The sequence below is a fragment of the Allobosea sp. GW821-FHT09G06 genome (assembly GCF_059416005.1).
In genome coordinates this window covers 949757-962057 of the sequence record NZ_JBWKOI010000002.1, presented here as the reverse complement: position 1 = coordinate 962057, position 12301 = coordinate 949757, and the positions used below count along the sequence as shown (strand labels likewise).

Genomic DNA, 12301 nt, shown 5'->3' with positions numbered 1-12301 from the left:
CACCAGATGCAAGGCGGCGTTGCGCCGCCCGCCTTGGCCTCAGGCCGCGGCCAGGGCCTTCTGCAGGCGCGCGACGGCCTCGACCAAGTCAGAGGACTTGCGGGCGAAGCAGAGACGAAGGCCAGTCTCGCCGCCGGGGCCGAAGGCCGTACCGGGTGCAAGGCCGACATTGGCGCTGTCGACCAGATCGAGCGCGAGCTTGCGCGAATCCTCGCGGCCATCGACCGAGAAGAACTGGTAGAATGCCCCGACCGGCGCCGAGAGCGTGACGCGGTTCGTTGCCTTCAGCCCCTCGAACACGATGCGGCGCCCTTCGGCCGCACGCGCGATCTGCTCGGCGACGAAGCCCTCACCCTCGTCGAGGGCGGCGATGGCGCCGCGCTGGACGAAGACCGGGGAGCCCGAGGTCGAGTACTGGATCAGGTTCTCGACGACCTGCCCGAAGGCGAGAGGCACCTCGATCCAGCCGATACGCCAGCCGGTCATCGCCCAGTTCTTCGAGAAGGTCTGGACGAAGATGACGCGGTCCTCCGCCTCCATGATGTCGTGGAAGGAGGGCGCGCGCTCCGAGCCGTCATAGATGAAGCGGCCATAGATCTCGTCGGCGACGATCCAGATGCCGTGCTTGCGGGAGAGCGCGAGCAGCGCCTCCTGCTCGGCCTTGGTCGCAGTCCAGCCCGTGGGATTCGACGGCGAGTTCACGAGAATGCCGCGGGTGCGCGGCGTGATCGCGGCGGCGAGCCGGTCGAGATCGAGGGTGAAGCTGCCCTGCGCGTAGGTCATCGGGACGCAGACGGTGCTCGCACCGCTGATTGAGACCGCCGCGCCGAAATTCGGCCAGGCCGGAGTCGGGATCAGGATTTCGTCGCCGGGGCCGGCGATCATCCGCACAGCGATCTGGACCGACTGCATGCCCGAGCCGGTGACGTAGAAGCTCTCCGCCGAGAACGGGCGGCCATAGAGGCGCTGGTGATAACGGGCGAGCGCCTCGCGCAATTCGGGAATGCCGCGCTGCCAGGTGTAGAAGGTCTCGCCTGCCGCGAGCGAGCGCGCCGCGGCGTCAGCGATGAAGGCTGGCGTCGAGAGATCGCCCTCGCCGACCCAGAGCGGGATCAGGCCCTGCTTGAGCCGGCCGTGATTGACCACCTCGACGATCCCGCTTTCCGGCGCGTTCCGGGCTTCCGGACGAAGCTCGGCAAGCAGGGTGCTGCCCGGCAGGATGGCGCTGTTCATGGGGTTCGGCCTCGCGAAATTCAGTGCCCCACCTTTAGCCGATCACGGCGCGGCGAGGCATGAAATCGCGAGATCGGGTCGATCGGCGGCCGTGATGATTCACGGCCGCGCGGGGGCAGGATCAGGCCTGCTTCTGCTTGAGCAGGTCGCGGATCTCGCCGAGCAGGACGACATCCTCGGCCTTGGCCGCGGGAGCCTCTTCCTTCGGCGGCTGCTTCTTCTGCAGCTTGTTGATGCCCTTGACCACGAGGAACAGGACGAAAGCGATGATTATGAAGTTGATCGCCACCGTGACGAAGTTGCCATAGGCGAGGACCGCGCCCTGCTTCCTGGCTTCCGAGAGGATCGGCGAGGTGACGGCGCTGTTCAGGCCGAAGAAATAGTTCGAATAATCGACGCCACCGAGCGCGCCGATGAACGGCATGATGATATCGGAGACGAGCGAGTCGACGATCCGGCTGAACGCGGCGCCGATGATGACACCGATGGCGAGATCGACGACATTGCCCTTCAGGGCGAATTTCTTGAATTCTTCCAACATGAAACACCCCTTGAGAATCGGCAAGGCTACCCCGACAGCCTGTCCCGGACGCTAGACCAGCGGCGCAGAACAGGGAAAGCCCGAAAACGCAGCAATGCCGGCGCTGATCGGCCTGAAACGCAAAGACTTGGGGATGAATCCGGCCTGAGCACTTGCGCCAATGGCCTATGGCGAGCCGACAAGCCGTCCGATACTCTGCGGCGAACCAAGAAGCGGAATTCCATGGCGCCTGCATCCCGGCCTCGTTCGCATACCGCACCCGCGAGGGCGGCATGATCCCCGCATGGTCCGTGGTGCTGGTCGCGCTGGCCTATCTGTGCGGGCTCTTCGCCGTCGCGCATATGGCCGACACCTCCGGGCGCAAGCTGATGGCCGGCCGGGCGCGCACGACGGTCTATGCGCTGGCGCTTGGCGTCTATTGCACCTCCTGGACCTTCTACGGCTCGGTCGGCTTCGCCAATCGCGCGGGCTTCGACTTCCTCGGCATCTATGTCGGGCCGATCCTCGTGATCGGGCTGGGCCACCGCTTCGTCGGCCGCATCGTCACCATCGCCAAATCGCAGAACATCACCTCGATCGCCGATTTCGTCGGCGCGCGCTATGGCAAGAGCGAGCGCGTCGCGGCGCTGGTCTGCCTCGTCGCGGTGATCGGCGCCCTGCCCTATATCTCGCTGCAACTGAAGGCCGTCGCCAACTCGCTCTCGGTCTTCCTGGCTGCGACCGGCGGCCATCCGCCGACACCGGACGTGCCGGTATTGAGCGACCTGCCCTTCCTCGTCGCGGTCGTGCTTGCCGGCTTCGCCTGCGCCTTCGGCACCCGCCATATCGACGCGACCGAGCATCAGGACGGGCTGGTGCTGGCGATTGCCGTCGAGTCGCTGATCAAGCTCGTCGCCTTCCTCGTGCTTGGCTTCTTCATCGTCTACGGGCTGTTCGGCGGTGCCGGCGACCTGCTGGCGCAGGCGGCCCATCCGGCCAACGGCGCCCTGCCGATCTGGGAGCGCACCTCGAGCTGGCCGAATTTCCTGACGCTGACCTTCCTGTCGAGCTGCGCGTCGCTGCTGCTGGCCCGGCAGTTCCACATGACGATCGTCGAGAACCGCGACGTCCGCGACGTGCGCCGCGCGGCCTGGATGTTCCCGCTCTATCTCGTGCTGATCAACCTGTTCGTTCTGCCGCTGGCGGCGGCCGGCGAGATCCTCATCCCCGGCAGCGGCATCGACCGCGACATGACGGTGCTGCTGCTGCCCTTGCAGCGCGAGGCCGGGATGATCGCGCTGCTCGTCTTCGTCGGCGGACTTTCGGCGGCGACCGCGATGGTGATCGTCGCCTCGGTCGCGCTCGCCATCATGATCTCCAACCATCTCGTGATGCCGCTGCTGCTGCGCGGCAGGCGCGGCCTGAGCGATCCCGGGCGCGCCGTGCGGCTGTTCGGCCGGCGCGGCGACGGCAACAGCAATCTCGGTGGCGATCTCGGCTCGCAGGTGGTGGTCATCCGGCGGATCAGCATCTTCGTCGTGATCCTGCTCGGCTATCTCTATTACCGCGCCTCCGGCGAGGCGGCGCTGGTCTCGATCGGCCTGCTCTCCTTCGCGGCGACGGCGCAGATCGCGCCGGCTTTCTTCGGCGGCCTGTTCTGGCGGCGCGGCACGGCGCTGGGCGCTGCGGCCGGGCTGACGGTGGGAACGCTGGTCTGGGCCTATACGCTGCTAATGCCGAGCCTCGCCCTGCCCGGCGGCTGGTGGAGCGAGATCGTCGCCCATGGCCCGTTCGGCGCCGGCATCTTCCGGCCGGAGGGGTTGTTCGGGCTTGAATGGCCGGCACTGCCGCACGGCGTGTTCTGGAGCCTGAGCTTCAACGTCCTCGCCTATATCGGCTTCTCGCTGCTGCGGCCCGCCAACGCGATGGAAAGGCTGCAGGCCAACGCCTTCGTCGAATCCCAGCCGACGACGATGGCGCAGTCCTTCTCGCTCTGGCGCACCACCATCACCGAGGGCGAGCTGCAATCGACGATCGCGCGCTATCTCGGGGCGGAGCGCACCCAGCGCGCCTTCGAGGGCTTCAACAGCGGCCGCGGCGAGGCCTCGGAAAGTGGCCGACAGGCCGATATCCACCTGCTGCGTTTCGGCGAGCACCTGCTCTCCTCGGCGATCGGCGCGGCCTCCTCGCGCCTCGTGCTCTCGCTGCTCTTGAAGCGGCGCAACCTCTCAACCGAGGCCGCCTTCAAGCTGCTCGACGATGCCTCGGCCGCGCTCCAGTACAATCGCGACATCCTCCAGCACGGGCTCGACCATGCCGGCCAGGGCATCACCGTGCTCGACCGGGACCTGCGCCTGCTCGCCTGGAACCAGGCCTTCATCCAGCTCTACGACCTGCCGGCCTCGCTGGTCCGATTCGGCACGGGGCTCGACGAGATCGTCCGCTTCAACGCAGCGCGGGGCGCCTATGGCACGGGCGCGCGCGACGAATTGATGGCGGCGCGGCTGGAAAGCTTCATCAACGACCGCGAGCCGGTGCGCCTCAAGCTCTACCCGTCGAAGAAGGTCATCGAGGTCCGCACCAACGCCCTGCCGGATGGCGGCTTCGTCACGACCTATACCGACATCACCGACACCGTCGCCGGCGAGGAGGAACTCGAACGCGCCAACGAAGGCCTCGAACGCCGCGTCGCCGAACGCACAGAGGAATTGCTCCACGTCAATGCCGAGCTCCAGCGCGCCAAAGCGGAAGCCGAGGCGGCCAATGCCTCGAAGACGCGTTTCCTTGCCGCCGCCAGCCACGACATCCTGCAGCCGCTCAACGCCGCGCGGCTCTACGCGACCTCGCTGGTCGAGCGTGATCGCAGCGGCGGGCAGCCCGAGCTGGCCGAGAATATCGACGCCTCACTCGACGCCGTCGAGGAGATCCTGACGGCGCTGCTGGAGATATCACGGCTCGATGGCGGCGCGCTCAAGCCGGAGCTGTCCTCCTTCCGGCTCGACGAGCTGATGCGCCAGCTCCAGCGCGAATTCGAGCCGAGCGCCCAGGAAAAGGGCCTGAAGCTGATCTTCATGCCGACCAGCCTGACCTTGCGCTCGGACCGGCGCCTGCTGCGCCGTCTGCTGCAGAACCTGATCTCCAACGCGATCAAGTACACGCCGAACGGCAAGGTGCTGATCGGCTGCCGCCGCCGGGGCAGCCAGGTCGCGGTCGAGGTGATCGATACGGGTCTGGGCATCCCCCAGAGCAAGCAGAAGACCGTGTTCCGCGAGTTCCAGCGGCTCGATCAGGGCGCGAAGGTGGCGCGGGGCTTGGGCCTCGGGCTCTCGATCGTGCAGCGCATCGCGCGCGCGCTCGACCACGGGCTGACACTCGATTCGGCACCGGGACGCGGCACGCGCTTCTCGATCTCGGTCCCGCGCGCCGCGCCGCTGCCGGCGATGACGACGGCAGCCGCACCGCGCAACGCGCCTGCGGGCCAGCTCGCGGGCATGCGGCTGCTCGTGCTCGACAACGAACCCGCCATCCTCGACGGCATGAAGCGCCTGCTCGAAGGCTGGGGCTGCCGGGTCACCATCGCCGCCAGCCTCGAAGAGGCGCTGCCCCATGTCGGCAGCAAGGGCGAGGCCGATGTCCTGATCGCCGATTACCATCTCGACCATGGCAACGGACTGACCGCGATCAGCGCGCTCCGGGCCCGCGCCCGCACGCCGATGCCGGCGATCCTGCTCACCGCCGACCGGACGCCGCATGTGCGCGAGGCCGCGAACGCGCTCGACGTCCACCTGCTCAACAAGCCATTGAAGCCCGCCGCCCTGCGGGCGCTTCTGGCCCAGTGGCGGGCGACGCGGCTGGCGGCAGAGTAACGCCTCCGCCGCATTTCACACTCGGAACCAAGACCGTCATCCCGGGCTTGCCCCGGGATCCATCGTAAAGCGCTGAGCCTTACGATGGATCCCGGAGTTCCGCTTCGCTCCATCCGGGATGACGGTAGAGGTTCGTGCGCTCTCTCAGGCCGCCGAGGCGGCGTTGCGCATGGCGTCTTCCGAGGCGAGGAAGGCCGCGACTTCCGGGCTCGGCTCCGGGCTCTCCGCGGTGACGCCGATCTCGCCGAGCAAACGCGCGACCGGGACATAGGCCCGCGCCTTCTTGTCGTAGAGGGCGGCCCGGACCAGCGCGACCGCAGCGACGATCTCGGTACCGTCGCGGCCAGCCATCAGCATGCGGTGCTGCATCACCAGCCAGCTCTCGCTCCAGCAGATGATCTTCGTCTCGACCCGGAACGGGCGGAACAGGCGCATCTCGCGGCGGAAGCGGATCGTGCCGGCATTGACCACCGGCAGCCAGCGATGGCGCAGCACCGCGCGCCACAGGCCGCTGCGCAGCATCAGGTCGAGCCGGCCGAGGTCCATCAGCGTCCAGTAGCGGCCGTTGTTCATGTGCAGGCTTGTGTCGAGATCGTGGAACCAGACCCGGAAGGGCAGGACGGACGCGTCTGCCGGCAGGTCGAGCCGCGGGCGGAAGCGCGTCGTCAGCAGGAGCCAGATCAGGCGGAACCAGAGATTCATGGGGAGCTTTTCGGCGCTGGATCGATCGGAGCTGTGCCTCCATGTCATGGAGATGCCGGCACTGTCGATCATGCTATCGTCTGCCACTGCTCCGGAGCCCGTCCTTGCCCACCCTCCACGTTTCCCCGCTGTCGCGGCTCGACGAGACGGTCGCAGCCGTCCGCGCCCGACATCTCGTCACGCTGATCAATGTCGGCACGACCGTCGCGCGGCCGGCGGGAATCGCGCCCGAGCGGCACCTTTTCCTGGGGATGTCCGACATCAGCCAAGCGCTCGACGGCCATGTCCTCGCAGGGCAGGAGCATATGGCGCGGCTCCTCGCCTTCCTGCGCGACTGGGATCGCGCGGAGCCGATGGTGATCCATTGCTGGGCCGGGATCAGCCGTTCGACGGCTGCCGCCTATATCGCCGCCTGCGCGCTTGGCCCCGACCGAGACGAGGACGAGGTGGCCGACGCCCTGCGCGCTGCTGCCCCTTCAGCGACACCGAATGCCCGGCTTGTCGCGCTGGCCGATACGGCGCTCGGCCGGCGCGGCCGGATGATCCGCGCGATCGAGCGAATCGGGCGCGGCGCCGATGCTTTCGAAGGCACGCCGTTCGCCATGCCGCTCGCCTGAAGTACCGCTTCAGGCCACGCAGCTTCCTGCAGGCTTTCTCTACCGACGCTGTGAATGCTACGGCACTTTTGCCCAATCGCTGCAGAAGATTGCTTGCATCACGTGAATTTTGCGACGATGCATCGCGCGGGAGGCCTTCATTGTGACCACGACGATCGAGCTCGATTCGCGCGACCGCTCCATCCTGCGGATTCTCCAGCAGGACGGGCGCATCACCAATTCAGACCTTGCCGAGAAGGTGCATCTCTCGCCTTCGGCCTGCCTGCGCCGCGTGCGCCAGCTCGAGGAAAGCGGCCTGATCCGCGGCTATGCGATGATGCTCGACGACAAGATCGCGGGCTTCCCCGGCACGGCCTTCGTCTTCGTCACGCTGGACCAGCAGGGCCGCGCCTCGCTGGAGAGCTTCGAGCAGGCAGTACAGAGCCTGCCCGAAATCCTCGAATGCCATCTGCTGGCCGGCGCGCATGACTATCTGATGCGTGTGATCTATCGCGACAGCGCCGATTTCGAGCGCATCCACACCGATATCATCACGCAATTGCCGGGCGTCACCCGCGTGCAGTCGACGCTGACCTTGCGCACGATCAAGAAGACCTCGGCCCTGCCGGTCTGAGTCAGCAGTGCCCCGAGACGGGTTGCGGCCGGACGCGCTCCAGCCGATAAGCTCACCCGCAAAGAGGAATCAGGCCGTGAGCGAAGAGAAGACCAACGCCGATGTCGCCGCCCTGCCCTTCGAGGCGGCGATGAAGGAACTCGAAGCCATCGTCGCGCGGCTGGAGCGCGGCGACGTACCGCTCGAGGAATCGATCGCCATCTACACGCGCGGCGAGGCGCTGAAAGCGCGCTGCGACGCGCTGCTGAAGCAGGCGGAGGCCCGCATCGAGCGCATCACGCTCGGTGCCGACGGCAGGCCGACGGGCGCTGCCCCGCTCGACGTCGAGAACTGAGCCGGCCGAGCGCCAAAGCGCTCAAAGCTGAGATTACCACGCAATGCCGCGGCACCCCGGGTGTCGCGGCATTGCATTTCTGCCAGCAGCCGGTTGCGGCCGGGCGCTTGCCTGCGCGCCTCTCCGGAGCGAGATTCGGTCTCAACCAAGGAGGCCCTCATGTCGCAACTTCCCGCCGACGACCCGATCCTGGGCGATGCCCGCTCCTGCGAGGCGATCGAGAAGGTGATCGTGCCCCGCTCCCATGACCTCGGCGGCTTCCAGGTCCGCCGGGCGCTGCCGGCGATCGGCCAGCGCATGGTCGGCCCCTTCATCTTCTTCGACCAGATGGGCCCGGCCGAATTCCATCTCGGCGAGGGGCTGGACGTGCGCCCACACCCGCATATCGGGCTCTCGACCTTGACCTATCTCTTCGACGGCGAGATCATGCATCGCGACTCGCTCGGCACGGCGCTGGCGATCAAGCCGGGCGCGGTCAACCTGATGACGGCCGGGCGCGGCATCGTCCATTCCGAGCGCACCGGCATGGAGGCCCGCGCCAGCGGGCCGAAGCTCTACGGCATCCAGGCCTGGCTCGCCTTGCCGAAGACACATGAGGAGGTCGCGCCCGAGTTCAAGCATCATGGCGCAGGCGATCTTCCGCGCATCGTCGAAGGCGGCAAGCGCATCAGCCTGATCATGGGCTCGGCCTATGGCCAGACCTCGCCGGTGAAGTTCCCGTGGGATGCGCTCTATGCCGAGGCCGTGCTCTCGCCCGGCGCGATCCTGCCGCTCGATCCCGACTATGACGAGCGCGCGATCTATATCGTCTCGGGCAAGGTCGACATCGCCGGCGACGAGTTCGGCGCAGGCCAGCTCCTCGTCTTCAAGCCGGGCGACCGCATCTCGATCCTCGCCATCGACCAGGCCCGCGTGATGATCGTCGGCGGCGAGCCGATGGACGGCCCGCGCAACATCTGGTGGAACTTCGTCTCGTCCTCGAAGGAGCGGATCGAGCAGGCCAAGCACGAGTGGAAGACCGGCCGCTTCGACACCGTGCCCGGCGACGAGAGCGAGTTCATCCCGCTCCCGGAGGGTTGAGGCCGTCTCAAACCGCCTCGGAAATATCCCGCAGACGCGGCACTCGCGAGAAGCCGATCAGGAGCAATTGGACTAGGAAGCCAGCGGTCGCCAGAGCCAGACAGGCGGCGATGCCGAGGTTTGCCGCGACGGAGGCGCCGATCGCGGCGCCGATCGGCCGCGCGCCGAAGGTCGCCGTCATGATCAGGGCCGAGACGCGGCCCAGCATCGCGTTGGGCGTCACCGCCTGACGCAATGTCATGGTCGAGATCGTCCAGATGATCGGCCCGACGCCGAACAGGAAGAAGCTCGCGGCGACCAGATAGACCGAGGGCATCCAGAGCGTCGCGAACATCACGCCGGCCGCGCATAGCCCGGCGAAAGGCCCGAGCAGGATCAGCGTTCCGAAGGTGACTTGCCTCGCGATGGCCGGTGCGAGGATGGCGCCGACGATCATGCCAGCGCCGTAGATGCCGAGCGAGATGCCGACCTGCGTGGCGCTCAGGCCCAGATTCTGGACGGCATAGGCGACATAGACCGCCTGGAAGATGAACCAGGAGACATTGAAGAACACGGCGGTCATCAGGATCGGCCGGAGCAGATCATGGCCGGCGACGAAGCGGGCGCCCTCCTTCAGGTCATGCAGCAGGTCGCGGCGCGGGCCTGACGGCGCCTCGTCCCTGGGCAGGCGGGCCAGCAGCATCGCAGCGAGGATCGAGAGCCCAGCCGCCAATCCATAGGCGGTGGAAACGCCGATCCAGCCGACGAGCGCCCCACCGAGTGCCGGGCCGCCGGCATAGGCGGCGCTGCGCGCCAGCTCCAGCCAGCGATTGGCATCGGCCAGCCGCTCGCGCGGCACGACGGAGGGAACGAAAGCCGGCGCGGCGACGCTGTAGCAGACCGTGCCGATGGCACCGAGCGCGCCGAGCAGTGCGAGCCAAGACAAGTTCAGGCTTCCGGCTGCGAGCAAGAGCGGGATCGCCAGCAGGGACACTGCGCGCAGCATTTCGGTGCCGACCATCAGCCGACGCCGCGAGGCGCGGTCGACCATCAAGCCGGCGGGAATCGACAGCAGGAGGAAGGGTAAGGTCTGCGCCGTCTGCAGCCAGCCGGTCTCGGCCGGCCCGGCCGCGAGCAGGAGCACGGCCGCCAAAGGCGCGGCGGCAAGCGCGATCTGCTCCGAGAACTGGGCGAAGAGATTGGACCAGCCGATGCGGCGGAATGCCGTAGGCAAGGGCGTGGCATCGGTCGGTTGCATGGTGTGATATCCCCGGAAGCGGTCGTTTACGCACTGAAATCCGTTGCCGGCGCCGGAACCACCCGTTTCGTGGCAAGGTGGCGTGCGTCGTCGACTTGGTCGAAACCGCAACTGCGGTTTGCAAGCGCGGCGCGCAGGCTCTATTTCGAGGGCATCCCAGCGAAGGATCAGACAGCCTCGTGCCCCGTCCCGCCACGCCGCTCCTCGACACGATCCACGACACCGCCGATCTGCGGGCCCTCGACGACGCCAAGCTGCGTCAGGTCGCCGACGAGCTCCGGCTCGAAACGATCGACGCCGTCTCCGTCACGGGCGGGCATCTCGGCGCCGGGCTCGGCGTGGTCGAGCTTACCGTCGCGCTGCATCATGTCTTCGACACGCCGCGCGATCGTTTGATCTGGGATGTCGGCCACCAAGCCTATCCGCACAAGATCCTGACCGGGCGGCGCGAGCGCATCCGCACGCTGCGCCAGCCGGGCGGACTCTCCGGCTTCACCAAGCGAGCCGAGAGCGCCTACGACCCGTTCGGCGCGGCGCATTCCTCGACCTCGATCTCGGCCGGGCTCGGCATGGCGGTCGGGCGCGATCTCGCCGGCGAGCGCAACAACGTCATCGCCGTGATCGGCGACGGCGCCATGTCGGCCGGCATGGCCTATGAGGCCATGAACAATGCCGGCGCGCTCGGCTCGCGGCTCATCGTCATCCTCAACGACAACGACATGTCGATCGCTCCGCCGGTCGGCGCCATGTCGGCCTATCTGGCGCGGCTCGTCTCGGGGCGGACCTATCGCTCGATCCGCGAGGTCGCCAAGCAGCTCGCCGAAAAGCTGCCGCGCTTCTTCCACGACAAGGCCAAGCGCACCGAGGAATATGCGCGTGGCTTCTGGACCGGCGGGACAATGTTCGAGGAGCTCGGCTTCTACTATGTCGGGCCGATCGACGGGCATAATCTCGACCATCTGCTGCCGGTGCTGCGCAATGTCCGCGATGCCGAAAGTGGCCCGATCCTCGTCCATGTCGTTACGCAGAAGGGCAAGGGCTATGCCCCGGCCGAGGCCAGCGCCGACAAGTACCATGGCGTGGTCAAGTTCGACCCCGTCACCGGCCAGCAGGCCAAGGCGCCGGCGAATGCGCCAAGCTACACCAATGTCTTCGCCCAGGCCCTGATCAAGCAGGCGCGGGAGGACGACAAGGTCGTCGCTGTCACCGCCGCGATGCCCTCCGGCACCGGTCTCGACGCTTTCGGCAAGGAGTTCCCGGGCCGCACCTTCGACGTCGGCATCGCCGAGCAGCACGCCGTGACCTTCGCGGCCGGTCTCGCGACCGAGGGCTACAAGCCCTTCGTCGCGATCTACTCGACCTTCATGCAGCGCGCCTACGACCAGATCGTGCATGACGTGGCGATCCAGAAGCTGCCGGTGCGCTTCGCGCTCGATCGCGCGGGGCTCGTCGGCGCCGATGGCGCGACCCATGCCGGCTCCTTCGACATCGCCTATCTCGCCTGCCTGCCGGACATGGTGGTGATGGCGGCGGCGGATGAGGCCGAGCTCACCCATATGGTCGCGACCGCCGCAGCCTATGAGGACGGGCCGATTGCCTTCCGCTATCCGCGCGGCGAAGGCGTCGGCGTCGAGATCCCCGACGGCGGCGTACCCCTCGAAATCGGCAAGGGCCGCATCGTCCGCGAGGGCTCGCGGATCGCACTGCTCTCGCTCGGGACGCGTCTGGCCGAATGCCTCAAGGCCGCGGATTTGCTGGCGCAGCGTGGCCTGTCGACCACCGTCGCCGATGCCCGCTTCGCCAAGCCACTCGACGAGGCCCTGATCCTGAAGCTCGCCCGCGAGCACGAGGTTCTCGTCACGGTCGAGGAAGGCTCGGTCGGCGGTTTCGGCAGCCATGTCCTGCATCTGCTGGCGCAGAACGGCGCGCTCGATGCCGGCCTGAAGATTCGGAGCCTGACCCTGCCCGACGTCTTCCAGGACCATGACAAGCCGGACGCGATGTATGCCGCCGCCGGGCTCGACGCCGCCGGGATCATCAAGGCCGTCGAGACCGCGCTGGGCACGCCAAGCGCGGTGAAGCTGGCCTGACGGCACCGG

At 67.5% G+C, this 12301-nt stretch carries 10 protein-coding genes; 6 read left to right on the top strand and 4 right to left on the bottom strand.

From position 1 onward, the window contains the following. Positions 1 to 39: 39 nt before the first annotated feature. Both AC07NY_RS14740 and mscL read right to left on the bottom strand, forming a co-directional pair. Positions 40 to 1233 carry a pyridoxal phosphate-dependent aminotransferase gene (locus AC07NY_RS14740; RefSeq protein WP_494584443.1) on the bottom strand — a complete coding sequence of 398 codons (1194 nt, stop codon included), beginning with the start codon at positions 1231 to 1233 and terminating at the stop codon, positions 40 to 42. Between the two features lie 121 nt (positions 1234 to 1354). Then, positions 1355 to 1774: a large conductance mechanosensitive channel protein MscL gene (gene mscL / locus AC07NY_RS14735; RefSeq protein ID WP_494584442.1), complete on the bottom strand. Its 420-nt coding sequence runs from the start codon at positions 1772 to 1774 to the stop codon at positions 1355 to 1357. Between the two features lie 272 nt (positions 1775 to 2046). Between mscL and AC07NY_RS14730 the strand changes: the two genes are divergently transcribed. Beyond that, a complete protein-coding gene (locus AC07NY_RS14730; protein WP_494584441.1) occupies positions 2047 to 5619 on the top strand; it encodes a hybrid sensor histidine kinase/response regulator in 3573 nt (1190 codons plus the stop codon). Positions 5620 to 5763: 144 nt separating this feature from the next. Here AC07NY_RS14730 and AC07NY_RS14725 read toward each other — a convergent pair whose 3' ends face one another. Beyond that, positions 5764 to 6321 carry a thioesterase family protein gene (locus AC07NY_RS14725; protein ID WP_492284138.1) on the bottom strand — a complete coding sequence of 186 codons (558 nt, stop codon included), beginning with the start codon at positions 6319 to 6321 and terminating at the stop codon, positions 5764 to 5766. A gap of 104 nt (positions 6322 to 6425) precedes the next feature. Here AC07NY_RS14725 and AC07NY_RS14720 point away from each other — a divergent pair, with 104 nt between their 5' ends. The 4 genes from AC07NY_RS14720 to AC07NY_RS14705 all read left to right on the top strand — a co-directional run bounded on the left by AC07NY_RS14720 (position 6426) and on the right by AC07NY_RS14705 (position 8965). Continuing rightward, entirely contained in the window at positions 6426 to 6938 is a 513-nt protein-coding gene (locus AC07NY_RS14720) for a tyrosine phosphatase family protein (RefSeq protein WP_494584440.1), read from the top strand. A gap of 142 nt (positions 6939 to 7080) precedes the next feature. Next, the gene (locus tag AC07NY_RS14715; protein ID WP_265058406.1) at positions 7081 to 7551 is read left to right on the top strand and encodes an Lrp/AsnC family transcriptional regulator; all 471 of its coding nucleotides are present in this window, start codon (positions 7081 to 7083) and stop codon (positions 7549 to 7551) included. 76 nt (positions 7552 to 7627) lie between these two features. Then, positions 7628 to 7885, top strand: a complete 258-nt coding sequence (locus AC07NY_RS14710) for an exodeoxyribonuclease VII small subunit (protein ID WP_494584439.1) — start codon at positions 7628 to 7630, stop codon at positions 7883 to 7885. 159 nt (positions 7886 to 8044) lie between these two features. Beyond that, a complete protein-coding gene (locus tag AC07NY_RS14705) occupies positions 8045 to 8965 on the top strand; it encodes a pirin family protein (protein ID WP_494584438.1) in 921 nt (306 codons plus the stop codon). Between the two features lie 7 nt (positions 8966 to 8972). Here the strand turns inward: AC07NY_RS14705 and AC07NY_RS14700 are convergent, their stop codons facing one another. Continuing rightward, positions 8973 to 10202 (bottom strand): MFS transporter, encoded by a 1230-nt coding sequence (locus AC07NY_RS14700; protein ID WP_494584437.1) that lies wholly within the window; start codon positions 10200 to 10202, stop codon positions 8973 to 8975. A 179-nt stretch (positions 10203 to 10381) separates the two neighbouring features. Between AC07NY_RS14700 and dxs the strand changes: the two genes are divergently transcribed. Then, positions 10382 to 12292, top strand: a complete 1911-nt coding sequence (gene dxs / locus AC07NY_RS14695; protein ID WP_494584436.1) for a 1-deoxy-D-xylulose-5-phosphate synthase — start codon at positions 10382 to 10384, stop codon at positions 12290 to 12292. The last annotated feature ends 9 nt before the right edge of the window (positions 12293 to 12301 follow it).